Raw genomic sequence first — 25,556 nt, forward strand, 5'->3', positions numbered from 1 at the left:
CCAGGGGGTCAACGCTTCGTCGATATTGGCGTTCCGCTATGTTTTCCTATCGGATATATTCTTTGTGTCGGCTTACAGTCTCCCTTTATTTTTTCATGCAGAAGGAAACCCGGCGCATGACTTTCATTCGAAACAGCATCGCACTCGCAATCGTTTTCGCCATATCAGGCCTCGTGTCTTCCGGGGCCGTCCCGCAAGCCGTTGCGCAGACCGTCGCATCCAGCGAAAACGCGGAGTATTCCCGTCTCGAACAGGACAATAAAGAAACAATCGAAGCGCTGTTCGCCGCGTTCAACGCTCATGATATTGACGCGCTTGCCGCGCTTTATTCGGAAAAAGCGAAACTGATCTCGCCGGATTTCGCTGCGCCCCGGACCGGTCCCGACGGCGTTCGCAAGACCTATGGCGATCTGTTTTCAATGTTCCCAAATATCCGCGACGATGTGCAAACGATTATCGTGGACGGCGACAGGGCGGCGGCGGAGTTCGTTTCCTATCTGGGCGTTAACGGTCCGGACGGCGCTGAAATCAGCGTACCCATAGCGACATTCTTCGTTATTGAAGACGGCAAGATCGTGCGCGACACGACCTACTACGATGTTCAGTAGGCATATTTTTTGAAACCCAACAAGGATAGCTTCAAATCAATTTAATTCATTGTACGAGGATACTAATTTAGGAGCACCACCGACTGGCGAGATCGACAATTTATCTAAGTTGCCGAGTGATAGCTGGCCTTCTGGTGTAACTTTCTATGTTCGTGTTCTTGGATATTTATCGCCTAGAGGTGAATATGGTCATTTGGGCAACTCGAAAAAACAATTAACCGTCAAACATTTTTATTCGGTACGTCTTCCCACAGAACAAGATATTGAATCGTGCAAATGACGTCCTAACGCAACTCCACCCACGCCGGCACGTGGTCTGACGGTTTTTCCTTGCCGCGTTCGGCGCGGTCGACGCCCGCATCCTTGAAGCGGTCGGCGGCCTGCGGGCTCATCAGCAGATGATCGATGCGGATACCGTGATCTTTCGTCCAGGCGCCGCGCTGATAGTCCCAGAACGTGTAGCAGGGCGCCGTGGGCTGCGCCTGCCGGACGGCGTCGGTCAGACCGAGATATAAAATCTCGCGGAACGCCCCGCGCGTCTGCGGCAGAAACAGCGCATCGTCGGCCCAGGCGGCGGGATCGTGCACATCCTCCGCTTGCGGAATAACATTGTAATCGCCGGCGAGAACGAACGCCTCTTCCTGTTCCAGGAGTTTTTGCGCGCGCTTTTTCAGGCGCTTCATCCATTTCAGCTTATAGTCGTATTTCGGCCCCGGCGCGGGGTTGCCGTTCGGCAGATAGAGGCCGCCGACGCGCACGGGCCCGGCGTCATCCGGCGTTACCAGCGCCTCGATATAGCGGGCCTGCTCGTCGTCCTTGTCGCCCGGCAGGCCGCGCATGACGTCCTCCACGGGAAATTTCGATAGCAGCGCCACGCCGTTGTAAGTCTTCTGGCCGTGAACCTCGACATTATAGCCGCGATCTTCAAACTCGAGCGCCGGGAATTTTTCATCGATGCATTTGATTTCCTGCAGGACGGCGACATCCGGTTTCGCGGCGTCAAACCATTCGAGGATGCGGGGCAGGCGCGCGTTGATGGAATTGACGTTAAAGGTCGCGATTTTCATAAAAATAACTTTATTCCGGGAGTAATGAGGTTTGTCATGCATAAAGACGCCGCGGCGCCGCCCGGTGAGCCAAAAAAGCCCGCTGCGACAGGCTGCGATAGGGTGATTTCGCGCTGCGGCTTCATCGTGAATTCGCTTCCGCTTTTTCTTTCACGCGGGAGAGCGCAGCTTTCAGGTAGCCGGGCCAGAACAGCTTGACAAAAAACCAGAGCACGCCTTCAGCCGCAAGGCTTGTGGGCGTGAATGCGTAGGTCCAGTCGATTTTCGTCCGCTCTGCGCTCGATTGGGTAAAATGCCAGTCGGCGCGCGCGCCCTTGACCAGCGGGGCCATCGCGCCTTTGAAATTCGTCAGACGATAACCGAAGGTTTGCGGCGGGGTAAAGGCGATCAATTCTTCGTCCACGGATGAGTTGTCGGAGAGGGTGTGACGGCGCTTGTCGCCAATTTTTTCCCAGGGGGCGTCATGTCCTTCCACATTGCGGATGCCGGGCATGGGCCCGTGCGCCTTTATCAATTCGCGCGCGTCCATGCTGACGGCTGCGTCGAAAACGTCGCTGGCCGGGGCGTTAACGGTTTCGCAAACGGAAATCTGAACGGGCATAGGGCGTCCTTGCTAGCCGAATTCAGCCGATAACCCAATGCGCGCGGAAAGAAAAGCGTCCGCAGCGGCGCTAGACCCGGTCGTTGAGTCCCTTGACGCCGGATGATTCGGCGCAGTGGTCGCAGCAATAATAAACGCCGTCCGCCTCGAGCCCGTGTCCGATGATCCGGCAATCGCAGTGCGCGCAGGTCGGCGCAAGTTTCTGAATGGCGCACTCAAAGCTGTCGAACGTAAAGGTTTCGCCGGCTTTCGTGACATCGAACGATTTGTCGTATGTATTTCCGCAAGTGACGCAGGTTCCCATGACGATCTCCTTTCACCTTGGCGAACAAAAGGAGCGGGCCGGCGGTTCCGTAAACCTGGCTCAGTCCGTCAGGAAAGTCGCGAATTCCTCGACCGGCGCGCGCGAAGAGCGCAATTTGTTGACCGCCGCCGTCTTGTCGGCGTAACCGAGCGCCATGCCGCAATAAAGCTGCTGGTTTTCAGGCAGACGAAGGAATGCGGATACGGTTTTTGCGCGCGCCGTCCATGATTCCTGCATGCAGGTGGCGAGGCCGCGTTCTTCCGCGACGAGCGCGATCGACTGCATGAGCATGCCGAGATGCGCCCACTGGCCCTTGTCAAAGCGCCGGTTCAGGGAAAAGAACAGGCCCACGGGCGCATCGAAGAATTCATAATTTTTTGCAAATCGCGCGAGCCGGCCCATCTTGTTCTCGCGGGCGATGCCGAGGAATTCGTACATCTCCTCGCCCAGCTGATAGCGCCGCGTGCGCCATGGGTCTTCGAGTTTGGGCGGATAAATGTCGATTTCAGACTCGTCCGCAGACGGATCTTCCGTAATGGCTTTCCCGACGATCTCCACCAGCCTGTCGCGCGCAGGCCCCATGACCACATCCACGCGCCAGGGCTGGAGGTTGCCGCCGGACGGCGCCCAGCGCGCAATGTCGAGAATGTCGCGGACTTCGTCTTCGCTCACCGGCGTGTCGAGAAAGGCGCGGGTGGAAATACGGGCTTTCAGGATATCTTCAACAGTCATTGTTCTCATAAAGTTGTCATCGCCGGGCTTGTCCCGGTGATCCGGAATTACATATCGTAAAGTGTCTGGCTAGCCGGGTCACGCCCGGCCATGACATAGAGGGCGAAAACAAGAATTGACAATGACCGGCCACAGTGAATCAGCAGAATAAAAATCACTTCATGCTCGCCGCGACGATCGCCATGCTGGCGGCGACGGCGTTTCTGATCGCGCGCAATGAGCAGTTCATTTTCCGCGACGAGGGCCGGCTGGAGGTGGTGCGCGATCAGGCGGACCCGCAAACGTTGATTTTCAAATGGCGCAGTCCCGTTCAGGTTCCCATGGCGCGCCGCTACGCCGAGGCCTATGAGAAATGGAAGGGCGAGGGGGATCGCATCATTCTCGATCTGCACTCGCCTGGCGGCGCCGTTGGCGAGGGCGAGCAGGTGATCCGCGTGATCGAGCGGATGAAACGCACCCATAGGGTCGATACCCGGGTGGGGCGCGGCTATAAATGCTATTCCATGTGCGTCCCGGTCTTCCTCACCGGCGAGGAGCGCTATGCGGGCGCCAATGCGCTGTTCATGTTTCACGAGCCGAGTTTGCGCGATTTCTACACAGAGGAGGAGGTGCGCCAGCCGGCCTTCGAAAAGGCGCGCGCGACGCAGCGCTTCGTTGATCGCTATTTCGTCAATTCGCCGATTAACGCAGCGTGGCTCGAAGGCTTGCTGGCCGAATGGCGGGGGCGCGACGTCTTCAAATCCGCGCGGGAGCTGGTGGATGAGGAGGCGGGTATCGTGACGGTGTTGGAGTAAAGGAAAATACAAGTCTTTCCCATGTCGTAAAAATACATCTCTAGTTTGCCTTTATATTATCGACACGTTGGATATTTTTGGTAAGGTGCGTTTGGGGAAGTGAGGGTATTCGGGGCAATAATCATGAAATATATATTGTTATTGGCGGCATGGCTGTCTGTGTCAGCGTGCGCGACTGTCGTGCGGGGCACGAAAGATACGGCGAAATTTGAAAGCGCGCCTGAAGGCGCCATGGTCACAACGGAATCGCAGAGTGAAGACATGCTTGGCCCGTTCACATGCGTGGCGCCTTGTGAACTAGAACTAAAACGAAATCGCACATGGAAGGTCGATTTCGAGCTCGAAGGATACAAACCGGTATCGGCATTGCTGAAGCCTGTCGTGACTGGCGGAGGTGTCGCCGCCGGCGTTGGAAACGCATTGCTTGGCGGCATTGTTGGAGTTGGCATTGACGCCGGAACAGGCGCGAATATGGATTTGAGGCCAAATCCGATGGTGGCGCAACTAGCGCCCGTTGATTCAGACGTGGAATCGACTGTCGTTGATGCGGAACTCTACGTGGAAGAGTCGCCAATCGACGGTGACGATTCAGAGGTGGGAGAAAAATCGTCCGGAAACGGAGAGCTTAAGGACGGGCATATGGAACCGGAAACCGGCGGCGATGCGGAAATTGATGCTTCGCAGCATGATGAAGCGCCGCCGTCGTCTGAAACTTTGAGCTCAGACGACTTGATGACTGACGTGAGCGCAAGTGCTGAAAGTTATCGATATAAGCCGGGCGAAGTGGCGCCGAATGATAAAGTTGCGAATGATCTCAACCGGCAGCAGCTTGAATCCGCGATAAAGCAGCATAGCGATCAATAAAAAACGCCGGGCTTATAAAGGTCCGGCGTTTTGAACCAGGCAAAGCAAAAAGCCTAAAGCGAAAAACTCGTGCCGCAGCCGCAGCTTGCCGTGGCGTTCGGATTGTTGATCTTGAACGCCGCGCCGATAAGTTCGTCGGAGAAATCGATTTCCGATCCGGCCATGTAGTCGACCGAGACGCTATCCACGAGCACCGAATAGCCTTCCGCATTAAGGACGAGGTCATCGTCCTCGCGCTCGCTGACGATGTCGAACTGGTACTGAAATCCGGAGCAGCCGCCGCCCTCCACCGCGACGCGCAGCATGGCGCCTTGCGGTTCTTTCGACAGGATCGCGGCGATGCGCTTTGCGGCGCGGGCCGACACGGTGACGGGGGTCTTTTCAGCGACAGTCATAAATAAACACGGCTTTTTTGCTCACTGGCCTCTAACTAGTGCTTTTCGCGCGCAATTTCGAGGCCCTGGCGGAGCGGAACGCCGCCCGCCGGTCGAAATATCGTCGAATTCGCCTATATCGGCTGGTAATATACGGTAAATCGGCGGAAACAGGTGGCTCTGGCGTCCGACGAGAAAGGCCTTATGAACTTCAACCATTTCGAGAAGAACCTTTTCCGGATCACCCGCCTGTTCACGCTGATCGCCGTGGCGGCCTCGCTCGGCGGCGCGCTTCTCATGTTCTATATCGGCGCTGAGAGCACTTACGCGGCTTTCGCCCAGCAGTTCACGCCCGCGCCTGAGCCCGTTGAGGGTCTGCCTGAAGACGAATCCACCGTCGTCAGCCTCATGGTCGCGCTCGACAATTTCCTCATCGGCGTGGTGCTTTTGTTTTTCTCCTACGGGGTTTACGGGCTTTTCGTCAGGCCGGATTTCAACTCGCGCGATCTCGGCCTGCCCGAATGGCTGCATGTTGAACAGATCGGCCAGCTCAAACAGACCATCGCCGAGGTGATCATCGTCGTTCTGTTCGTTCTGTTTCTGCGGGTGGCGCTGCAGACCTTTCAGGGCGGCGCGCCGAGCCCGACTTTCGAAAGCATGGCGTGGTTTCTGTTATTGCCTGTTTCGATTCTTCTGCTGGCGGCGGCCTTGCGGCTCGTTGAACTGCATCCCAAGCAACGGGGCGCGAATCCGGTCGCGAATCCGGTCAGGCAAGACGCATATGAAATCACATCCGAACCGGTGAAAAGGGCGGGTGAGCGGACGGAATAGAGGCCGGACAATGGGCGTGCATGAAAAACCGATAAGCGATGCGGGCGCGCGCGCGAATGCGCCAATGGCCTTTCCGGGGCCGCTCGCCCCTTATGCGGCGCGGGCGGAGGAAACCCGCGGGCGGCTCGTCACCGAAGCGGAAAGTTCGATCCGCACGCCGTTTCAGCGCGACCGCGACAGGGTTATTCATTCCGTTGCGTTTCGCCGCCTGAAGCATAAAACCCAGGTTTTCATTTCCCATGAAGGCGATCATTACCGCACGCGGCTGACCCATTCGCTGGAGGTGGCGCAGATTGCGCGCACGCTGGCGCGCGCACTGCAACTCGATGAAGATCTGGCCGAATGCGTGGCGCTCGCTCACGACCTCGGCCATCCGCCTTTCGGGCATACGGGCGAGGATGTTCTGGTGGAGTGCATGAAGCCTTACAATGGCTTTGATCACAATGCGCAAACCCTGAGACTTCTGACCAAACTTGAACACAGGCATGCGGCGTTTTCCGGCCTCAATCTGACATGGGAAACCCTGGAAGGCGTCGTTAAGCACAATGGCCCGTTGACCGGGGCGCTGGCGGCGAAAGACGAAGCCTTGCCCGCCGCCATTGTGGAATATGCGCAAAGCCACGATCTCTGGCTCGACACGTTCCCTTCGCTGGAGGCGCAGGCCGGCGCCATCGCGGACGACATCGCTTATAATAATCACGATGTGGATGACGGGCTTCGGGCGGGCCTGTTTGATTTCGAGGAAGCGCGGGACCTGCCGCTGATCGGTCCGGCGCTGAAAGCGGCCGAGACCCGTTATCCGGCGGCGCCGCGCGATGTCCTGATTGCTGAAGCGGTCTCGGACCTCATCGGCGCCATGGTTGAGGACGTACTCGGCGAATCGCGAAAACGTCTGGCGGCGTTGAAGCCTGAAAACGCCGACGCCGTGCGCCGCGCCGGCCGCGCCATGGTTGCGTTTTCCCCAGGCATGGAGAGCGATCTCGACGGCCTCAGAGCCTTTCTTCACGCCAATATGTACCGGCATCACAAGATAAACCGCGCCCGCAGCCAGGCCAGGCGAATTGTTAAATCTCTGTTCGATTTGTTCTTTACCGAACCGGAGACATTGCCGCCGGAATGGCGCGAGCGTTATGAGGGCGCCGATGAGGCGCGCCGCGAAGCCATATTGGCGCGAATCGTCTGTGACTATATCGCCGGGATGACCGACCGTTACGCCATGCGCGAATATCGCCGCCTTTTTGGCGTCGAATTTGATGGCTAACGTTCCGCGAATCTGCGCATCGGTGCTACAATAGACGCCTGACAACGATTCGCTGGACAGGGCCGGACGGAAAATTTAGGGCGTAGTCGGATGTTTGCCTGAAGCTTCGGCGCCGGAAAGCAGACGACCAGAACGCTGACGACCAGAACGCAGACGACAAGACGAAGCGGGCGAAAATACCAAGACGGCGCGCCGCAAGGATTTGAACAGGACGGGCGCTTGCCAAGGAGCGGTTATCGATGACCAACGTAGCTGAACAGACAACGGAAGAACCATACGAAGAAGAAGAGTATCAGGAGTACGACGAATTTGACGAAGACGACGAGGACCGGGGCCTGTCCGGCTTCGCGGTTCTGATCATGGGCATCATCATGATCGGCGCCTTCGTCTCGGTCGTCTGGATCGCCTACAAGCAGGGCATGAAAGTCGGCGGCGATACGTCGATTGAAGCGCCTTATGTGGCCGCGGACCCTGATCCGATCAAAATCGAAACCACCGAGAACGGCGCGGCGGTTGAAGACCGGGAAGTCTACGACGCGCTCGACGGACAAAACGATGCGCCTGTGACAACGCTCGCGGAGGGACCGGAAGAGCCCGTCAACCGCACGCCTGAAGACACGATCGGCTCGATCGCCGCTGAAGCCGAAGCGGCCGCCGCCGATATGAGCGGCGAGGTCGAGGATCGCCTTGCGGACCTTGAAGCGCAGGACGACGCCGTGCTTGGCGACGCTGGCGACGCAGCCGCCGATGAACCGGTCGCTGACGATCCGGCGCCGGAGACCACGAGTGTTGCGTCCAATGTACGGCCCGCCTCCCGTAATAATGGGTCGTCTTCGGAAACGTCATCGCCAGCCGCCTCGCCGGCTTCAGCAACGGCGTCATCGACGGCGGGCGCGCTTTCCGGCGCCTATGTCGTGCAGGTCGGCGCTTTCCGCTCCAACGACGAAGCCATGGCGCAATGGGGCCGCATCCAGAATAATCTCGGTGATTATGTCGACGGCAAATCGCCGGATGTGGAGCGCGCCGACCTTGGCGACCGCGGCGTTTATCACCGATTGCGTATCGGGCCGTTTGCGTCGTCCGACGCGGCGAAGACATATTGCGCCGGCCTGAAGGAGCGCGGTCAGGACTGTCTGATCAAGGCGAACTAGGGTCACTCTGGCCCCTCCCGGCAGCGTCCTTCGAGACGTAAAATTCCTTCACCCTCAGAAGGCGCGAATGCGCCGTCTCGAATGGCGAAGGAATTTTTGCTCCGCATGACGCAAGCGCCGGGGCGAACGGCAACGAACTGGACGGTAAGCACGTGCCCACGGCTGCGATCTTTGACTGCGAGGGCCCGCGCCTTTCGGCGGAAGAAAAAGCGTTTTTTAAAGACGCCGATCCCTGGGGCTTTATTCTCTTCGCGCGACATTGCGAGGATGCGGACGCGATACGCGCCCATTGCGACGAGTTGCGCGACTGCGTCGGACGCGACGACGCGCCGATTCTCATTGATCAGGAGGGCGGGCGCGTTGCGCGGATGAAGCCGCCTGTCTTTCCGGCTCATCCCGCGCCGGCGGTCTTCGGCGAATTATGGAAGCTCGATCCCGAAAAAGCGAATGAAGCAGCAAAGCTGAACGGCTACTTGCTGGGGCGGCTCGTTTCCGATTCCGGTGTCACCGTCAATTGCGTCCCCATGCTGGACGTGCCGCAAAAAGACGCCGACGCGCAAGTTATCGGCGACCGCGCCTACGCCAAATGGCCCGATGTTATCGCCGCGCTCGGCGAAGCAACCATGGACGGGTTGATGGAAGGCGGCGCGCTGCCCGTGATAAAACATCTGCCGGGCCATGGGCGTTCGCTCTGCGACAGCCACCACGAACTGCCGCGGGTCTGCAATTCGCAACGCGACCTTAACAGCGTCGACTTCCAGCCTTTCAAATCACTGCGCCATGCGCGGATGGGCATGACCGCGCATATCGTCTACGAGACTTATGACGCGGAACGGCCCGCGACCCTGTCGCCGGTGATCGTCAATGACGTTATTCGCGGCGAGATCGGTTTTGACGGTCTTCTCTTTACGGACGATCTGAAAATGAAGGCGCTTGGCGGGGCGCTTTCGGACCGGATTACGGGTGCTTATGACGCGGGCTGCGATATTGCGCTCAACTGTAATTTTTCCATGGATGAAAAGAAACAAAGCGCGGCGGCCCTGCGTCCGCTTGAGGGCAAATCCGCCAAACGCGCGGCTGCGGCGCTGGGGCAGATGCGGACTGTTGACAGGGGCGATACGCGCGAGGCTTATGAGCGGCTTAATGCGCTGATTAAACCGGCGCTTGTATAAATTTTCATCAGGGCGATATTGCCGATAGGCGCAATACAGAATCGGCCCTAAAGTGGCGCGCATGGCGGATGGTGAAACGATTATCTTGGCGGCAGGCATGAGCGACGACGCATTTGATGCGCCGGTGCGCGTTACCGCAGATGCGGACGACTCCATCGATGCGCTGATCGTCAATATCGAGGGTTACGAAGGTCCGCTCGACGTGCTGCTCGATCTGGCGCGCCGCCAGAAAGTCGACATCCGCAAGATTTCCATGGTGGCGCTGGTCGATCAGTATCTTCTGTTTGTCGACGCCGCCAAGGAACGCAATCTTGAGCTGGCCGCAGACTATCTGGTGATGGCCTCGTGGCTCGCCTATCTCAAATCCAAATTATTGCTGCCGGCGATAGATGATGACGGCGACGAGCCCACCGCCGATGAAATGGCGGCGCGTCTTGCGTTCCAGCTTCAGCGGCTGGAAGCCATGCGCAAGGCGGTGGAGGATCTGCAGGGCCTGCCGCAAGAAGGCGCCGACTTTTTCACGCGCGGCGCGCCTGAAGGCGTACGCGTCACGCAAAAGCCGGACTGGCAGGCGGACCTGATCGATCTGCTAAAGGCCTACGCGACGCAGCGTATCGCCGCCGTTGACCGCGAATATCATCTGGAGCCGCCGGCGGTGTTTTCCGTTGAGGCCGCGCGGATGCGTCTGGAACGCATCCTCGGCGCCATCCCCGACTGGACGGAATTGCGCGCGCTGTCGCGCAACGCCGACGTGGATGCGCCCGACGTTTCCGTGCTGGCCAGTTCTTTCAATGCGGCGCTGGAATTCGCAAAGGCGGGACGCATCGATTTGCGCCAGCTTGGCGCATTCGAGCCGATTTATATAAAAGCCCGTCAGTCTACGGATGAAGAGGGAAGCGCATGATGGAATCGGATGCCGGACGGGATTTCAGAAATCTCGATGCGCGCGGCGCTCAAGAGGCGCTGGCGGATGAATTAAGCGATGAAACAGAAGTGGCGAGTGTGACAGACGGACAAGACGATATCGAAACCGGCGGCGAAGACACGCAAAGCGCCGCTGACCCTGACATAACTGCAGCGGGCGATGACGCAGCCGGCGATTCCGAAGACGGCGCCCCGGCGGGGAGCGAACCTGCGGACAGCCAGGCGGCGGCGGTCGAGTGGGACGAAGAGGACATGGTCGAGCACACGCGCATGCTCGAAGCGCTGTTATTCGCAGCCGCAGAACCGCTGGACAGGAAAAGCATCGCCGACCGGCTGCCGGCGGGCGCTGATATTGCGGCGCTGATCGAGCGGCTGAAAACGCACTATGAGGGCCGCGGGGTTGAAATCGCGGCTGTTGACGGGAAATGGCGCTTTGTCACGGCGGCCGATGTGGCGCATGTGCTGCGCAAGGAGAAGACGACGCAGCGCAAGCTGTCGCGCGCCGCGCTGGAGACGCTGGCGATCATCGCCTACCACCAGCCCTGCACCCGCGCCGACATCGAGGATGTGCGCGGCGTTCAGGTGGCGAAGGGCTCGCTCGACCAGCTCCTTGAAATCGGCTGGGTGAAAATGCGCGGCAAGCGCCGCGACGTTCCGGGCCGGCCGACCCTTTACGGGACAACGCAGAGCTTTCTTGAGCATTTCGGGCTTGAGACGGTCACAGACCTGCCGGGCCTTGCAGATCTGAAAGCGGCGGGCATGCTCGACGCTCGTCTGCCGCCGGGTTTCGCCGTGCCGTCGCCCGTCGACAGCGATGATGACGACGATGGCGGCGAAGACGGCGAATCCGGCGAGTTCGCGCAGGATTTTCTGGATGAGGAAGCCGACGAAACCGCCGGAGCGTAAGGACTGCGCATTCGCCGTTTGCTTCCCGGAGCCCGGCGCATTACGTATAGCCTCAAGTAATCGTTGGAGACGCGCGACATGGGCGCAATCGGACCCTGGCAAATTGTCATTATTCTTGTGCTGGCGCTGCTTCTGTTCGGCGGCGGCGGAAAGATTTCTTCCCTTATGGGCGATTTCGCCAAGGGGATTAAGTCGTTCCGCAAGGGCCTGCAGGAAGACGATAAATCCCTCGACGATCGCAGCGATGAGGCGACGGACGTAACGCCGACCGCCGAACCCGTCGCGGAAAAAGAAAAAACCCGCGCGAAATAATCGCCGTCGGCGACGACTGGCCAACAGGATTGGGCTGACATGAGCCTCATGCCGCAATTCGGGTTTTTCGAGCTGATGCTCATCGCCGTGGTGGCGCTGATTGTCGTCGGCCCTAAGGATTTGCCGAAACTGATGCGGTCGGCCGGGCGGATGGCGGCCAAGGCCAGAAAGCTCGCCGGCGAATTCACCGCTGCGTTCGATCAGATGGCGCGTGAAGCCGATATGGAAGATTTGCGCAAGGAAATCGACGATCTGAAAAAGAACAATCCCGTCGCCGACGCCAAGCGCGCTTTCGATGAAACAACAGCGCCCATCGACAGCGAGTTGCGCAAGGAAGCGCGCGAGCTGAACGAGGCGGTGAACAAATCCATCGGCGATGCGCCTCAAGACGCAAAAGAGTCCGCCGATGAAAAACCGGATGCTGCGCCGGAACCGGATTCTGCGCCGGAAAAAGGCGAGGCGGCGCGCTCGTGAGCGAAGTCCAGAAGAAAAAAACGCCGTCTGAGGAAGATGAGCTGCAAGCCTCGTCCGCGCCGCTCCTGGATCATCTGACGGAGCTGCGCAGCCGGATCATCGTTTCGCTTGCCGCGATCGCTGTGGGTTTTGCGATCTGTTTTGCGTTTTCCGTGCCGCTCTATGAGTTTCTGGTGATCCCGTTCAAGAACGCTGTGCTCGCCGCCGGGGCCGAACCCACTTTATATTTCGCGCCGCTCGAATTCTTTTTCACGCGCGTGCGCCTTGCAGTCCTCGGCGGTATCGTTCTGGCGTTTCCTGTCGTCGCCTATCAGATCTATATGTTCGTCTCGCCGGGACTTTACCGCCGCGAGCGCAAGGCGGCGCTTCCGTTTATCGCGGCGATGCCGGTGCTATTCAGCGCCGGCGCTGCGCTCGTCTATTTCGTGATGATGCCGTTCGTCATGGCGTTCGCCGTGGGCATGGAGCAGCAACCGGCCGGCGCCAGCGGGGTCAAGATCGAGCTTTTGACCCGCGTCGGCGATTATCTGTCGCTGTTAACGACGCTGATCATGGCGTTCGGTTTTGCGTTTCAGTTGCCTGTATTCCTGACGCTGCTGGCGCGGGCGGGACTCGTCACGGCCGATTTTCTGAAACGCAACCGCAAGGTGGCGATTGTCGTCATTTTTGTCATGGCCGCTTTTTTGACGCCGCCGGACCCGTTCAGCCAGATGGTGCTGGGCCTGTCGATTATCGCGCTTTATGAGATTTCAGTGTTCTGCGTGAAGCTGGCCGAGCAAAAGGCGAAGGAAGCGTCCGAAGAAGCGGCGGCTTGATGATGACAAATTCCTCTCCTTGGCTGGGGGAGGCGACGCTGCTTCTGGACCGTTGCAGAAAACCCCGCTACACCGCGCTCCATGTTTGATATCAAATGGATCCGTGAAAATCCTGAACGCTTTGACGCCGGTCTTGCGCGCCGCGGCCTGCCGCCCCGCGCCGGGGAAATTCTCATTCTCGATGAGGAGGCGCGCAAATTTACGCACGCCCTGAATGAGTTGCAGGAACGCCGCAACGCCGCGTCGAAAAAAATCGGTCAGGCGAAAGCCAAAGGCGACGAGGACGAATTCAACCGTCTGCGCGAAGAAGTCGACAGCATCAAAAACCAGATGCCCACCGCGGAAGCCGAGCAGAAAAAAAAGCAGGACGCGATCCGCGATATTTTATCGGGCCTGCCGAACATTCCCGCAGATGATGTACCGGAAGGCGAGGACGAAGCGGCGAATGTCGAAATCCGTAAAGGGGGCGAGCCTAAACGTCTGAATGACGCGAAAGAGCATTTCGATATTGGCGAGTCCCTCGGCCAGATGGATTTCGAGACCGCTGCGAAAATGTCCGGCTCGCGTTTCGTGTTGCTGAAAGGCCAGCTGGCAAGGCTGGAGCGCGCCATCGCCAGCTTCATGCTTGATCTGCATACGGGCGAGTTTGGCTACACCGAATGCCAGCCGCCGCTGCTGGTCAAGGACGATGCGCTGTACGGCACCGGGCAGTTGCCGAAATTTTCAGAAGATCTGTTCAAAACGGGCGACGATCACTGGCTCATCCCCACGGCGGAAGTCTCGCTCACCAATATCGTCAGCGGCGATATTCTGTCGGAAGAAGAATTGCCATTGCGGTTCACCGCCTGGACGCCGTGTTTCCGGTCCGAAGCCGGCGCGGCGGGGCGCGATACGCGCGGCATGATCCGCCTGCACCAGTTTTCGAAAGTCGAGCTTGTGTCGGTCACGACGCCGGACCAGTCGGACGCCGAGCATGAGCGGATGACCGAATGCGCCGAAGAAGTCCTGAAACGTCTCGACCTCGCCTACCGCACCATGATCCTTTCCACAGGCGATATGGGTTTCGGCGCGCGCAAGACCTATGACATCGAGGTCTGGCTGCCTGGTCAGGCGCAATATCGCGAGATTTCATCCTGTTCCAACTGCGGCGACTTTCAGGCGCGGCGCATGAATACGCGCTGCCGCCCGAAAGGCGAAAAGCAGACGCAATTCGTGCATACGCTGAACGGCTCGGGTCTCGCCGTCGGGCGCACCCTCGTCGCCATTCTTGAAAATTATCAGCAGGCGGATGGATCGGTCGCCGTGCCGGATGCGCTGAAGCCCTATATGGGCGGCGCCGAACGCATCGAAGCGGCGTCGTAACCGCCTATGTTGCAAAAGCATCCGCTCATCCGCGCGGCGCTGGAACGCGCGCGCGGCGAACTTGGCGCGCTGGCGGCGCTGACGGTGGCGGCTCTCGGGCTATTGGTCTTCGCCGAAATCGCCGACGAAATGGGGGAAGGCGACAGCCACGGTTTCGATGAGTCCATCTTGCTGGCGTTGCGCTCCCCGGCGGATACGAACGATCCGATCGGGCCCGGCTGGGTGGAGCTTGGCGTCGCCGATATCACTGCGCTTGGCGGCTACATCGTGTTGACGCTGCTGGTCTCAAGCGTCGTCGGCTATCTTCTGATCAGGAACAAATGGAAAAACGCGCTGATTGTCGCCGGCGCTTCCATCAGCGGCGTTTTTCTCAGCGAAGCGCTGAAAGTGCAGTTCGGCCGGCCGCGTCCTGAGCTTGTGCCGCAACTCACTGAAGTGCATTCATTGAGTTTCCCGAGCGGTCACGCCATGCTGTCGGCGGTGATCTATCTGACGCTCGGCGCCTTGCTGGCGCGGTTCCACGAACGCCGCCGCGAGCGCGCGCTGATCATGTTTTATGCGGTGCTGGTGACGATCATGATCGGCGCGAGCCGTGTTTATCTGGGCGTTCATTGGCCAACCGACGTGCTGGCCGGCTGGGCGCTGGGCGCGGCATGGGCGGCGCTGTGGTGGCTTGTGGCCTGGCGTCTGGCGCGTTCCGGCCAGAAAGAGAATTAAGGCTGTATATGCGTATTCTTTGTTCCAACGACGACGGCGTTCATGCGCGCGGGCTTGAAAGCCTTGAAAAAATCGCGCGCGCACTATCCGATGATGTCTGGGTTGTCGCTCCGCAGGAGGAACAGTCCGGCGCCGCGCGCGCGCTGACGCTCGCGCATCCCTTGCGTTTCCGCCAGTATGACGAAAGACGCTTTTCTGTTTCCGGCACGCCCAGCGACGCAGTGGTGATGGGCGTGACCCGCATCATGGGAGACAAAAAGCCCGACCTCATTCTTTCCGGCGTCAACAACGGTCAGAATCTCGCCGAGGATGTGACGGTTTCCGGCACGATCGCAGCGGCGTTCCAGGGCATGTCGCTGGGCGTGCCCTCCATCGCTCTGTCGCTTTCGCGGCTGGAGCGGCATAACGCCAGATGGGAAACACCCGAAGCGCACGGTGCGCAGATCGTGCGCGATCTTTTAAAAGCCGGCTGGCCGAGCGACGTTGTCGTCAATGTGAATTTTCCGGACTGCGCGCCCGACGATGTCGCGGGCGTCGAAGTCACGCGCCAGGGCCATCGCGACGCGTTTCAGCTCTTCGCCGAAGAACGGCAGGATCTGCGGGGCGGCACTTATTACTGGTACGGTCACACAGGCGCACGCTCCAATCCGCCGGAAGGGACGGACTTGCGCGCGGTTTATGACGGAAAAATCTCCATCACGCCGCTGCATCTGGCGCTGACCCATGAAGACTCTTTCGCGTCGCTCACGAAAGCGCTGATGAAATCTTAACAATCTTTACCATTCTTAACGACTTGTTAACCAAAGAAGTCAAACGTCGCATCGAATCGGCGGTATTCAAGTTTTGAGGAGGGGCGATGAAAAGCGTACGCGCGGCGTTGCTAGCCAGTTCTATTTTTGCAGTCGCGGCTTGCGGTTCTCATAACCAGGCGCCGGTCGTCTATGGCGGCGGCCCGGACAGCACAACACGCATCTACCATTCTGCGGACGAGATTTATCGCGAACAGCGCATGGCCCGGCAAACTTCGGCGCGCACCCGCGCGGCGGAGTATCAAGAGCCCGTCTATCAGCCGCCGGTCCGGCAGACCGCCGCGGCAAGACCTGCGCAACTGACGCCGGTGTCGGCTGTCTATCTGGACGAGCCGCAAAAAGCCCGGACTGTTTCCGTGCAGCCGCACCCGCATAAGGCCAAGGGCTATATCGAAGTGCGGCGCGGCGATACGGTCTACGCCATTGCGCGGCGGTTTTCCGTCGCGCCTGACGCGATTATTAAGGCGAATGATCTGAAAGCGCCTTACGCGCTGCAGGTCGGTCAGGCGCTGAAATTGCCGTCAGGCTCCACGGTCATGGCGGCGGATGCGCCAACACGGCGCGTGGCGGCGAAAGATCAGCTCTATTCAGTCCAGCGCGGCGATACGCTCTATTCTATCTCGAAACGGGCCGGCGTAAGCGTCGGCGATATCGCATCCGCGAACCGTCTGCGTGCGCCTTACAATCTCGATATCGGTCAGCGTCTCTTAATTCCGCAGGCCCCGGTGGGCGCGCTCCGGGTCGCAAAAGCCGACCCCAAATCCGAACCTGCAAGAGCGGCGGAGCCTGAGACGAAAGACGTCGCCGAAATCGCGCGCAATGTCGCCTATACGCCGCAGCCGGCGACGTCATCAAAAACGATGTTTGACTGGCCCGTGCGCGGCAGGATCATTTCAGAATACGGCTCCGGCAATCTTGGCCGGCGCAATGACGGCGTCAACATCGCCGCGCCGGTCGGCGCGCCGGTGCGCGCGGCGGCGGACGGCCAGGTTGTTTATCGCGGCGCTGAGCTGGAAGGTTTCGGCAACCTTCTTCTCGTCAAACACGCAGATGGGTTTGTCACCGCCTACGCCCATAACGACACCATGCTGGTGAAAAAAGGCGATCAGATTCGTAAAGGGCAGGTGATCGCGAAAGTCGGTCAGACCGGCGCCGTGACGACGCCGCAACTGCATTTTGAAATCCGCCAGGAGCTGCAAACCGTCGATCCGGTTGCGCTTCTGGGCAATCCATAACAACCGCTGCGAAAGCGGGGAGGGTGAAGCGCGTTCAGTAAAGAGTATCAGTATAAAGAAGAAACTATGTAGCGTACTTCAAAGCGGGCCTTCGCGCCCGCTTTTTTCTTAGCCGATTTTTCCGGGCCGGCTGGCGATCAGACGGCGCGCCAGAAATTCCGGCGTGGCGTCGAGGACGCCTTCGGAGATAAACGCGGTCTCTGAGAAATGCGCGAGCGCCAGTCCCGCCTCGAACGCCGCCCTTAGCCCCGCGCCAACGCGTTTGGTGGCGTCGAACTTCGTCAAGATACAGCGTTTGACGCCGATCTCCTTAAACGCCAGCGCCCAGTCGACATATTCGTCAGCGTCGCCGCTGGCGGGCAGGACAAGCACCGGCTCGGCGTCGGCCGCTTCGCGATAGCTGCGCAGCGCCGCAACGTCGCCGCTGTCATAAGGGCTGACGCCCGGCGTATCGAAAATAACCGCGCCGGTGGGCCGGTGGCTGCGTAAAATCTGCGCCACATCCAGGGGGCTTTCGGCGATGAAATATTCCGCGCCAAGCGCGTCCCCATAGGCCCGGATCTGATCGACGGCGCCGGCGCGGCCCACATCGGCCGTGATCATGAACGCCTTTGCGCCCTGTCCTTGCGCCAGCGCGGCGAGTTTGGCGCCGCTGGAGGTTTTGCCAGCGCCCGTCGGGCCTACCAGCATCACCGGATTGGAGGGCGCGAGCGACAGGGGCGCAAAAGTAAACGCCTTGCTGAAGGCCGTCTCCAGCCGGTAGAGATCTTCATCGATATCGGAATGGCGCGCGCCCTCGATGAGCGCGGCGAGCAGCGCCTCGCCGACGCCGTGCGGCGCCAGGATTTCCGCCATGGCGCGCACAGTGGCGTTGCTCATATCCAGCGATTTTCTGGATTTCCCGCCGGTGAGCGAACTCGACAGCTTCGACAGGGCGTCGGCTGAAAACTTGGTTTCAATGGTTTCGTTCAGACGGGCCCCGGCGCCCATCTTGAACGGGCCTTCATCGACCGCGTCTCTCGCCGCGCCGGCGAAGCTCGCTTTGGGCGCGGGCTGGGGCGCGGCGGGCGCCGCCTTGTCGGACGCGGTCACTTCCACGTCGCCGCTCGGCAGTTCCCGCACGGAAACAATCGTGGCCTGCTCGCCAAGGGCTCTTCGCGCTTTGTTTTTCGCCGCGTCAAGATCCGAGGCGATGAATTTCATCATATGAACACAACCGACGGTATTGGGCCTGCCGCCAGCGAGGGGGCGCTGGCTTTCGGCGTTCGTCTTGCCTACCTCGGGCGATGGTAACGGTTTTCAGTCCCGCATGCCAGCCGGGCGGAAATTCCGGCCGGTTCGGGCGCCGGATAAGAAAAACCCGCCGGACTGGCCGGCGGGGCATCGAAATAACCGAAAAGTTGGAGGGGTTATCGGTATTGCTGCACGCGGGTTGCGCGCAAGCCCGGCAGGCCGAACTGATCGATTGCCTTTTGCCAGGATAAAAATTCTTCAACCGTGAGCGTGTAGCGGTCACAGGCTTCTTCAAGGGTCAACAGGCCCCCGCGCACGGCGGCCACGACTTCCGCTTTTCTGCGAATGACCCAACGCTTCGTGGTTGGCGGCGGGAGATCCCGTAAGGTGAGCGGCGTGCCGTCCGGTCCGATGACGTAAGCGTCGGAATTTACGGGCGGCGCGGCATTGTCAGCAGCGACAGTCATCAAAGTACAAGTCCCCATATACGCAACTATGTTCTGACGCAGATTAGGCGCACCGCTTTTAAAAAACGGCTAAACATCATGGTAAAAGCTTCTCTAAGTGGTTGATTATTCGTGAAAATTAAAGCTCGAACCTGTACAGGTTCGAAACAATTTTATCTTTAGTGGCTCATTTCGATATAATTGGCGCGCGCGCCGCGCTTTTCCCGGAAATATATCCAGCCCAACACCATCAGCCTTTGCGCCCCCCGGCCCAGCGTGCGCGTCAAAAAACTTTGGGTTTAGCAGCTAAGGAACGCCGTTTTATGCGAAAGCGCATTGCGCGGCATGCGCACTGAGGCTGCCCGGCGCACAACGAACGTATCAAAACAGGACAAGCGCGGCCGGATACGCCGGAAAACTGAAAGTTAATGTCAAATACGGACTTTTCAAAATAATTGAATGCGTCGGCTACTTAAAAATGATGCGTGCTGACGCTGAATATACGCCATTCGCGACCCTAAAACAAAAAACGCACCGGCCGCTACAGACGCAGCCGGTGCTGATTTGTATTCATTGGATGGTCGGAAGTGTCTTACGCGCGTTTTTTGCGCGTGGTTTTTTTCTTTTTCACCGTACGGCGTTTTTTCGTCGCCGCCGTTCCCAGCCCAATGTCTTTGGCAAACTGAGAGCGTCTTTTAGCGTAATTCGGCGCCACCATGGGATAATCCGCAGGCAGGCCCCATTTGCGCCGGTATTCTTCAGGAGACAAATTATAATGCGTCCGCAGGTAGCGCTTTAGCATTTTTAATTTCTTGCCGTCTTCGAGGCATATAACGAAATCGGGTGTGACTGACTTGTTGATCGGCACAGCCGGTTCGCGATTACTGATGAAAGCCGCGCCTTCTTCAGCAAGACCGGAAACAGCCGTATAAACATCGTGTAAAAGTGCGGGAAGCTCTTCTGTTTTAACCGAGTTGTTTCCGACATAGGCCGCGACGATGTCGCTGGCCAGATGGATCGCACTGACTGCTTCAGGCGAGTCCGGTTTTTTTGTTGCCATTCTGGTCTACTCCATATCGACCGGCCCCGTGCGTCCGCAGTTTAACGAACAACTGGTTCTCCCGTCGCAATTCAACTTTACGCACAATTGTACGCATTTGGCACCAGCCCGCCGAAGGCGGTAGCGGTGAATCGGTTTATTTTCAAGCTTTATTGACGTGAAGTTTAAGATAATTATGGCGAATCGGACTTCAACTTATGATGATTTACCAGGATTTTCTTTTGTCGATTCTTTATCAGAAAAACTAACAGACCAGTTAGGACGACCGCACTATTTATTCGCCAAAACAAGCTTCGTTGCCGCACCCGGCGCTTGCGCCTATATGTCGGCCGGGTTTGAAGCGCGGCCGTTCCGCGCTACGCCTGCGCCGCCGCTGGAATTGTAAGGAGACGTCTTGATGAGCGCTGTGGACGAATATCAATCGCCGGAAGGATTTTTTCAGGATTCGCTGGCGCAGGCCGATAATGATCTTTTCGGCGCCATGCAGCGCGAATTAAAGCGTCAGCAGGAGCAGATCGAACTTATCGCGTCTGAAAATATCGTCTCGCGCGCAGTGCTGGAAGCGGCCGGTTCGGTGCTGACGAACAAATACGCCGAAGGCTATCCGGGGCGGCGCTATTATGGCGGCTGCGAGTTTGTCGATGAGGTTGAGGAACTCGCTATCGCGCGCGCCAGAAAGCTCTTTGATTGCGAAGAGGCTATCGTGCAGCCGCATTCCGGCAGTCAGGCCAACCAAAGCGTTTTCATGGCGGTCATGAAACCTGGCGATACGTTTTTAGGCATGGATCTGGCGTCCGGCGGTCACCTGACGCATGGCGGCGCCGCCAACCAATCCGGCAAATGGTTCAATGCTGTTTCCTATGGCGTGCGAAAAGACGATCATCTGATTGACTTCGATGAGCTCGAAAGTCTGGCCAAAGAGCACAAGCCCAAAGTTATTATCGCCGGCGGCAGCGCCTATTCGCGCATTATCGATTTCAAACGGTTTCGCGAGATCGCCGATTCTGTCGGCGCGGTTTTCATGGTCGACATGGCGCATTTCGCCGGTCTTGTGGCGGGCGGCGTTTATCCCAATCCCATGGAGCATGCGCATGTGGTGACGACGACGACGCACAAGACGCTGCGCGGACCGCGCGGCGGGCTGGTGCTGACCAATGACAAGGCGCTCGCCAAAAAAATCCGTTCGGCGTTGTTTCCCGGCATTCAGGGCGGTCCGCTGATGCATATCGTGGCCGCCAAGGCGGCGGCGTTCGGCGAAGCGTTGCAGCCGGAATTTCGCAGCTATGCGCGCGCCGTCGTTGAAAATGCGCAGGCGCTGGCCGCCGCGCTGGTCGAGGCTGGTTACGCCGTCATATCCGGCGGCACAGATTCGCATCTGGCGCTGGTGGATTTGCGCCCCAAAGGCGTCAAGGGCAATGCTGCTGAAGAAAGTCTGGAGCGCGCCGGCATCACCTGCAATAAAAACGGGGTGCCGTTCGATCCTGAAAAATTCACGGTGACGTCGGGGCTGCGCGTCGGCTCGCCGGCGGGTACGACGCGCGGATTCGGCGCCGCTGAATTCCGGGAGATCGGCGCGATGATGGCTGAAGTGCTGGATGCGCTGGCGGAGAAAGGCGAGCCCAGCGCCGATGCCGAAGCGGCTGTCGGCGCGCGCGTCAAAGATTTGACAGCGCGCTTTCCAATTTACAATTGATCGGCGCCGCAAAAAGGCGGGGAAGAGAATATGCGTTGTCCTTTTTGCGGAAGCGATGAAACACAGGTCAAGGACTCCCGGCCCGCAGAGGATGGCGCGTCTGTCCGCCGCCGGCGCGAATGTTCGGCTTGCGGCGGCCGGTTCACGACATTTGAACGGGTGCAACTGCGCGAATTGATCGTTTTGAAAAGCACCGGCAAACGCGCGCCCTTTGACCGCGACAAGCTGATGCGGTCTGTTCTGATTGCTCTGCGCAAGCGCGAGTTCGAGCCTGAACGTGTTGAACAGATGGTTTCCGGCATAGTACGCCGGCTTGAAGCGACTGGCGAAAGCGAGATTGAGTCCAAAAAGATCGGGGAGCTAGTCATGGAAGGGCTCGCAAAGCTCGATGACGTCGCTTATGTGCGGTATGCATCCGTTTATAAAAACTTCCGGGAAGCCAAAGACTTTGAGCAGTTTTTGGGCGGTATGGATGAAGCAGACCATGAGTGAGGCAAGCGCAATGGCGCCCGCAGACAGCGGCCATCCGAAGACTGGCAAAGAAAACGCGCCGTCGCGCTCCGCGGCGCGGCTCGCCGCCGTGCAGGCGCTCTACCAGATGGAAAGCGCCGGGCAGGGCGTGGAAGCGACCATTCGCGAATTCAAGGATCACCGCCTCGGCGCCGAGCTTGAGGGCGAGCGCATTCACGCGGCGGATGCTGCGTTCTTCTCCGATATTTTGCGCGGCGCGGTGGAGACGCAGGCGCGCCTCGATCCTTATCTGCAGCGCCAGCTTTCCACCGGCTGGCGGCTTTCGCGCCTTGACGCAACCGTGCGGGCGATCCTGCGCGCCGGCCTTTACGAACTGATCCGCCGGCCTGACGTGCCCTATAAGGTTGTGATCAACGAATATGTCGACATCGCCAATGCTTTTTTCGAAGACGACGAACCCGGTTTCGTCAATGCGATTCTCGATGCAGCCGCAAAGGAAGCGCGCGATGACGAAATGCGCGTATAAGCTGCAAAGCCTTTATGGGTGAATTCGATATTATACGCGAGATTTTTGCGCCGCTCGCGGCGGATGCGCCGGAAGCGTTTGACCTGACAGACGATGCCGCCCTGTTGCAGCGCCAGGATTATGTCGTCACGAAAGATCTGATGGTCGCCGGCGTTCATTTCCTGCCGAAAGATCCGCTTGACCTCGTTGCGCGCAAGCTTATCCGCGCGAACCTTTCCGACCTCGCCGCGAAAGGCGCCAAACCTGTCGGGTATTTTCTCGGATGCGTGTGGCCTGCGAATGCGAAACGCGAACAGATAGAACTGTTCGCACAAGGATTGAAGGAAGATCAGGAAACATTCCGCATTTCGCTATTTGGCGGGGATACGACGGCGCATAATTTGAAGACCGCGCCGCTGACATTGTCGGCGACGTTTTTCGGCACGCCGCCGAAACAGGGCGTGACGCGCCGCAACGGCGGCTTGCTAGGCGATGATTTATACGTATCAGGAACAATTGGCGATTCCGGCCTTGGCCTGGCGGCGCTGAAGAAAGAGTTCAAGTTCACCACCGTGGACAAGGCCTCGCTTGTCTCGCGCTATCAACTGCCCGAGCCGCGCCTGACGCTGGGAACAGCGATCGCCGGCCTCGCAACGGCGGCGATCGACGTGTCTGACGGCCTGCTGGCCGACGCGGGTCATCTGGCGGAAATGAGCGGATTGCGCGCAGCGATCGACGCCGTGGCGGTGCCGAGATCCGCCGCAGCCGGCGCATGGATCGCGGCGCAGGATAATCGCTGGCGTGCGCTGGCGGCGCTGGCGACGTCGGGCGACGATTACGAAATACTGTTCGCCGCGCCGCCGGCCATGCGCCGGTCCGTTACCGTCGCCGCCAAAGCGTCGCGTACGGACGTCACGCGGATCGGCACGCTGACCCGCGGCGCCGGCGTTGGTCTTTTAAACGAGAGCGGCGCGGAAATCGCCGCGCCGGCGTCCGGTTACGATCATTTCAAAAAGTAGAAACGGCGTTCTTACTGGCCGGGGGTCGGGCCTTCTTCGCCGATCGCCGCCGGCAGCGCGCCCACATTGCCGAGAAGCTGCTCCCAGAAGTTGAGCGTCTTGCCGCGTGTCGGGGTTTCCCGGGAAACCGTGCGGATTTCTTCGCCGTCCGCAAGATCGTACTCATCGATTTCCGTAACAGAGCCATCTTCATCGAATTTGATCGCGACGACCCTGCGTGCATTTGTGCGGGGCTTGAAAAAGGCGCGGGTTTGCGTGGTGGAGTAGAGATAGTACCAGGCGTTGCGGTCGAAAACGCCAATCATCGACGGCTCGCCATATTTCGCGAGAATAGAGTCTTTCGTGTCGAAACCGGCTTCCGCCGTCAGATCCTGCTGGTCGCGCTCCAGAACATAGCCATGACTGGACCGCACGGAAACGCAGGCCTGAAGGCTGGCGAAAACAAGGGCGAGGAGGAGAATTCTCATCATAACGCTTTCTCTATACTCAGCGGCGGCTGTTCAACGCCAAGACGCTCGATCTTTGCGCCGGGCTTTACGCCGGGGGGCGCGGAAGGTCTTGATCCGGCGGGCCGGGCGGCATAATTGGCCTTTCGATACCAGCGATTGCAATTTGTCGCAAATCCTTTGGATCGCGCTTTAATCCGCGCGGGGGACGCCAGGCATGTTGAAAGCCTTTTTCAGAAAAAACCCCGCTCTGGAAGCCGGCGGGGCGCTTTACGCAAAAGCCGTCGAACAGGCGCGGCTTGAACGCTTTTACACCGATCATGGCGTGCCCGACACCGCCGAAGGGCGCTTTGAGATGGTGGCGCTGCATGTCTACCTGTTGATGCGCCGGTTGAAGGCGAGCGATGGCGACGACGCCAGGCGGCGCAAGGACGTCAGCCAGTGCCTGTTCGATACGATGTTTCAGAATATGGACGATTCGCTGCGTGAAATGGGCGTGGGCGATCTGGCGGTGGCGCGAAAAATCAGGGCGCTGGCGGAGAATTTTTACGGCCGCCTCGGCGCGTATGAAGCGGCCCTGAAAACGGATGCGCCGGTTAGCGCGCTCGCGGAAGCCTTATCGCGCAATGTCTATGAGGAAAAAGCCGCGCCGCAGGCGCATGCGCTGGCGCAATATGTAATCCGCGCCGACGGCGCGCTCGCCGGCCAGCCGCTGAACAGAATTGCAGGCGGGATCGCGCTTTTTCCTGAGCCGGAAGAGGTGAAAAGCTGAACATGTCCGATACGCGAAAGCCGGAATTATCACACGAAATCGACATAACCGCGCTGCCGCGTCACGGCAGATCGGCGCAACTTCGCGCGGATGAAAATGCGCGCCTTGATATTGCCCGCAGGCTTGGCGTGATTGCGGTGAACAAGCTGGAGGGCGACCTCAATATTACGGCGTCGTCAGCGGAAATTTTAGTCGCGGGCGCGCTGAACGCGTCGCTGACGCGCGAATGCGTCGCCAGCCTTGAAGAGATGACGGAAGAGATCAGCGAGACTTTTGAAGTCTCATTCCTGCGCGGCGGCGAATATGGTTTTGCGGCGGGGGGCGCCGCAGACGAGAGCGCCTGGGACGGCGAGACGACGCCGCCTGAAATTCATGAAGGCGATGTCTTCGATCTCGGCGAATTTCTGGTCCAGCAACTGGCGCTGGCGATGGACCCGTTTCCCCGCAAAGCCGACGCTACGAGCCTGGCGGAAGTCTATGGCGGCGGCGGCAGCGTTTCCCCGTTTGCCGAATTGGGGGAAAAATTGAAAAAAAGCGACCAAAATCAATAGTTTTACCTTCGTCATACTTGTCCTATATGATTTGTCTGCGTTTCGTT

Annotated in this window: 31 protein-coding genes; 22 read left to right on the plus strand and 9 right to left on the minus strand. The window is 59.1% G+C overall.

Annotation, left to right across the window (positions count from 1 at the left end):
* Positions 1–116: 116 nt before the first annotated feature.
* A complete protein-coding gene (locus tag ACQK2Q_RS03475) occupies positions 117–608 on the plus strand; it encodes a nuclear transport factor 2 family protein (RefSeq protein WP_425408361.1) in 492 nt (163 codons plus the stop codon).
* 284 nt (positions 609–892) lie between these two features.
* Here ACQK2Q_RS03475 and xth read toward each other — a convergent pair whose 3' ends face one another.
* From xth to ACQK2Q_RS03495, 4 genes are all read right to left on the minus strand, one after another.
* A complete protein-coding gene (gene xth, locus ACQK2Q_RS03480; RefSeq protein ID WP_425408362.1) occupies positions 893–1,675 on the minus strand; it encodes an exodeoxyribonuclease III in 783 nt (260 codons plus the stop codon).
* 121 nt (positions 1,676–1,796) lie between these two features.
* The gene (locus ACQK2Q_RS03485) at positions 1,797–2,276 is read right to left on the minus strand and encodes an SRPBCC family protein (RefSeq protein ID WP_425408363.1); all 480 of its coding nucleotides are present in this window, start codon (positions 2,274–2,276) and stop codon (positions 1,797–1,799) included.
* 70 nt (positions 2,277–2,346) lie between these two features.
* Positions 2,347–2,580: a hypothetical protein gene (locus tag ACQK2Q_RS03490; RefSeq protein ID WP_425408364.1), complete on the minus strand. Its 234-nt coding sequence runs from the start codon at positions 2,578–2,580 to the stop codon at positions 2,347–2,349.
* 60 nt (positions 2,581–2,640) lie between these two features.
* On the minus strand, positions 2,641–3,321 hold the full coding sequence (locus ACQK2Q_RS03495) for a nitroreductase (RefSeq protein WP_425408365.1): 681 nt from the start codon (positions 3,319–3,321) through the stop codon (positions 2,641–2,643).
* 125 nt (positions 3,322–3,446) lie between these two features.
* Between ACQK2Q_RS03495 and ACQK2Q_RS03500 the strand changes: the two genes are divergently transcribed.
* Positions 3,447–4,106 carry an ATP-dependent Clp protease proteolytic subunit gene (locus tag ACQK2Q_RS03500; protein WP_425408366.1) on the plus strand — a complete coding sequence of 220 codons (660 nt, stop codon included), beginning with the start codon at positions 3,447–3,449 and terminating at the stop codon, positions 4,104–4,106.
* 123 nt (positions 4,107–4,229) lie between these two features.
* Positions 4,230–4,970 (plus strand): hypothetical protein, encoded by a 741-nt coding sequence (locus ACQK2Q_RS03505; RefSeq protein ID WP_425408367.1) that lies wholly within the window; start codon positions 4,230–4,232, stop codon positions 4,968–4,970.
* A gap of 53 nt (positions 4,971–5,023) precedes the next feature.
* Here ACQK2Q_RS03505 and erpA read toward each other — a convergent pair whose 3' ends face one another.
* Positions 5,024–5,365 carry an iron-sulfur cluster insertion protein ErpA gene (gene erpA / locus ACQK2Q_RS03510; protein WP_425408368.1) on the minus strand — a complete coding sequence of 114 codons (342 nt, stop codon included), beginning with the start codon at positions 5,363–5,365 and terminating at the stop codon, positions 5,024–5,026.
* 183 nt (positions 5,366–5,548) lie between these two features.
* Between erpA and ACQK2Q_RS03515 the strand changes: the two genes are divergently transcribed.
* From ACQK2Q_RS03515 to ACQK2Q_RS03575, 13 genes are all read left to right on the plus strand, one after another.
* Positions 5,549–6,175 carry a YqhA family protein gene (locus ACQK2Q_RS03515; protein ID WP_425408369.1) on the plus strand — a complete coding sequence of 209 codons (627 nt, stop codon included), beginning with the start codon at positions 5,549–5,551 and terminating at the stop codon, positions 6,173–6,175.
* Between the two features lie 64 nt (positions 6,176–6,239).
* Positions 6,240–7,436 carry a deoxyguanosinetriphosphate triphosphohydrolase gene (locus ACQK2Q_RS03520; protein ID WP_425411111.1) on the plus strand — a complete coding sequence of 399 codons (1,197 nt, stop codon included), beginning with the start codon at positions 6,240–6,242 and terminating at the stop codon, positions 7,434–7,436.
* A 239-nt stretch (positions 7,437–7,675) separates the two neighbouring features.
* Positions 7,676–8,587: an SPOR domain-containing protein gene (locus ACQK2Q_RS03525; protein ID WP_425408370.1), complete on the plus strand. Its 912-nt coding sequence runs from the start codon at positions 7,676–7,678 to the stop codon at positions 8,585–8,587.
* A 152-nt stretch (positions 8,588–8,739) separates the two neighbouring features.
* Positions 8,740–9,759: a beta-N-acetylhexosaminidase gene (gene nagZ / locus ACQK2Q_RS03530; protein WP_425408371.1), complete on the plus strand. Its 1,020-nt coding sequence runs from the start codon at positions 8,740–8,742 to the stop codon at positions 9,757–9,759.
* A gap of 61 nt (positions 9,760–9,820) precedes the next feature.
* Positions 9,821–10,663, plus strand: coding sequence for a segregation and condensation protein A (locus ACQK2Q_RS03535; protein ID WP_425408372.1), 843 nt, complete (start codon positions 9,821–9,823; stop codon positions 10,661–10,663).
* Positions 10,660–11,589: an SMC-Scp complex subunit ScpB gene (scpB, locus tag ACQK2Q_RS03540; RefSeq protein ID WP_425408373.1), complete on the plus strand. Its 930-nt coding sequence runs from the start codon at positions 10,660–10,662 to the stop codon at positions 11,587–11,589. The genes ACQK2Q_RS03535 and scpB overlap by 4 nt, the downstream gene beginning before the upstream one ends.
* Positions 11,590–11,667: 78 nt before the next feature.
* Positions 11,668–11,901 carry a twin-arginine translocase TatA/TatE family subunit gene (gene tatA / locus ACQK2Q_RS03545; protein WP_425408374.1) on the plus strand — a complete coding sequence of 78 codons (234 nt, stop codon included), beginning with the start codon at positions 11,668–11,670 and terminating at the stop codon, positions 11,899–11,901.
* Positions 11,902–11,940: 39 nt separating this feature from the next.
* Positions 11,941–12,375, plus strand: coding sequence for a Sec-independent protein translocase protein TatB (gene tatB / locus ACQK2Q_RS03550; protein WP_425408375.1), 435 nt, complete (start codon positions 11,941–11,943; stop codon positions 12,373–12,375).
* Complete coding sequence (tatC, locus tag ACQK2Q_RS03555) at positions 12,372–13,190, plus strand: twin-arginine translocase subunit TatC (RefSeq protein ID WP_425408376.1); 819 nt, start codon at positions 12,372–12,374, stop codon at positions 13,188–13,190. The genes tatB and tatC overlap by 4 nt, the downstream gene beginning before the upstream one ends.
* 81 nt (positions 13,191–13,271) lie before the next feature.
* Positions 13,272–14,552 (plus strand): serine--tRNA ligase, encoded by a 1,281-nt coding sequence (gene serS, locus ACQK2Q_RS03560; protein WP_425408377.1) that lies wholly within the window; start codon positions 13,272–13,274, stop codon positions 14,550–14,552.
* A 6-nt stretch (positions 14,553–14,558) separates the two neighbouring features.
* Positions 14,559–15,269, plus strand: a complete 711-nt coding sequence (locus tag ACQK2Q_RS03565; protein ID WP_425408378.1) for a phosphatase PAP2 family protein — start codon at positions 14,559–14,561, stop codon at positions 15,267–15,269.
* Positions 15,270–15,277: 8 nt separating this feature from the next.
* Positions 15,278–16,039, plus strand: a complete 762-nt coding sequence (surE, locus tag ACQK2Q_RS03570; protein WP_425408379.1) for a 5'/3'-nucleotidase SurE — start codon at positions 15,278–15,280, stop codon at positions 16,037–16,039.
* Between the two features lie 86 nt (positions 16,040–16,125).
* On the plus strand, positions 16,126–17,313 hold the full coding sequence (locus ACQK2Q_RS03575; RefSeq protein ID WP_425408380.1) for a peptidoglycan DD-metalloendopeptidase family protein: 1,188 nt from the start codon (positions 16,126–16,128) through the stop codon (positions 17,311–17,313).
* Positions 17,314–17,421: 108 nt separating this feature from the next.
* Here the strand turns inward: ACQK2Q_RS03575 and ACQK2Q_RS03580 are convergent, their stop codons facing one another.
* The 3 genes from ACQK2Q_RS03580 to ACQK2Q_RS03590 form a co-directional block, all read right to left on the minus strand.
* Positions 17,422–18,519 (minus strand): hypothetical protein, encoded by a 1,098-nt coding sequence (locus ACQK2Q_RS03580; protein ID WP_425408381.1) that lies wholly within the window; start codon positions 18,517–18,519, stop codon positions 17,422–17,424.
* Positions 18,520–18,722: 203 nt separating this feature from the next.
* Complete coding sequence (locus ACQK2Q_RS03585) at positions 18,723–19,013, minus strand: DUF1153 domain-containing protein (protein WP_425408382.1); 291 nt, start codon at positions 19,011–19,013, stop codon at positions 18,723–18,725.
* A gap of 571 nt (positions 19,014–19,584) precedes the next feature.
* The gene (locus ACQK2Q_RS03590) at positions 19,585–20,052 is read right to left on the minus strand and encodes a MucR family transcriptional regulator (protein WP_425408383.1); all 468 of its coding nucleotides are present in this window, start codon (positions 20,050–20,052) and stop codon (positions 19,585–19,587) included.
* A gap of 397 nt (positions 20,053–20,449) precedes the next feature.
* On the opposite strand from ACQK2Q_RS03590, the gene glyA reads away from it, so the two are divergent.
* Genes glyA through thiL form a run of 4 tightly spaced genes read left to right on the plus strand, consistent with a single transcriptional unit; the run spans position 20,450 to position 23,740 of the window.
* The gene (glyA, locus tag ACQK2Q_RS03595) at positions 20,450–21,745 is read left to right on the plus strand and encodes a serine hydroxymethyltransferase (protein ID WP_425408384.1); all 1,296 of its coding nucleotides are present in this window, start codon (positions 20,450–20,452) and stop codon (positions 21,743–21,745) included.
* A gap of 30 nt (positions 21,746–21,775) precedes the next feature.
* Positions 21,776–22,237, plus strand: coding sequence for a transcriptional regulator NrdR (gene nrdR, locus ACQK2Q_RS03600; RefSeq protein ID WP_425408385.1), 462 nt, complete (start codon positions 21,776–21,778; stop codon positions 22,235–22,237).
* Positions 22,238–22,247: 10 nt separating this feature from the next.
* Entirely contained in the window at positions 22,248–22,742 is a 495-nt protein-coding gene (gene nusB, locus ACQK2Q_RS03605; protein ID WP_425411112.1) for a transcription antitermination factor NusB, read from the plus strand.
* Positions 22,743–22,756: 14 nt separating this feature from the next.
* A complete protein-coding gene (gene thiL, locus ACQK2Q_RS03610; protein WP_425408386.1) occupies positions 22,757–23,740 on the plus strand; it encodes a thiamine-phosphate kinase in 984 nt (327 codons plus the stop codon).
* A gap of 11 nt (positions 23,741–23,751) precedes the next feature.
* Here the strand turns inward: thiL and ACQK2Q_RS03615 are convergent, their stop codons facing one another.
* A complete protein-coding gene (locus tag ACQK2Q_RS03615) occupies positions 23,752–24,210 on the minus strand; it encodes an outer membrane protein assembly factor BamE (protein ID WP_425408387.1) in 459 nt (152 codons plus the stop codon).
* A 193-nt stretch (positions 24,211–24,403) separates the two neighbouring features.
* Between ACQK2Q_RS03615 and ACQK2Q_RS03620 the strand changes: the two genes are divergently transcribed.
* Together ACQK2Q_RS03620 and ACQK2Q_RS03625 are read left to right on the plus strand one after the other, a co-directional pair.
* Positions 24,404–24,958 (plus strand): ubiquinol-cytochrome C chaperone family protein, encoded by a 555-nt coding sequence (locus ACQK2Q_RS03620; RefSeq protein WP_425408388.1) that lies wholly within the window; start codon positions 24,404–24,406, stop codon positions 24,956–24,958.
* A gap of 2 nt (positions 24,959–24,960) precedes the next feature.
* Positions 24,961–25,509, plus strand: a complete 549-nt coding sequence (locus tag ACQK2Q_RS03625; RefSeq protein ID WP_425408389.1) for a YceD family protein — start codon at positions 24,961–24,963, stop codon at positions 25,507–25,509.
* The last annotated feature ends 47 nt before the right edge of the window (positions 25,510–25,556 follow it).

The organism is Hyphococcus sp., assembly GCF_965228385.1.
GTDB lineage: Bacteria > Pseudomonadota > Alphaproteobacteria > Caulobacterales > Parvularculaceae > Hyphococcus.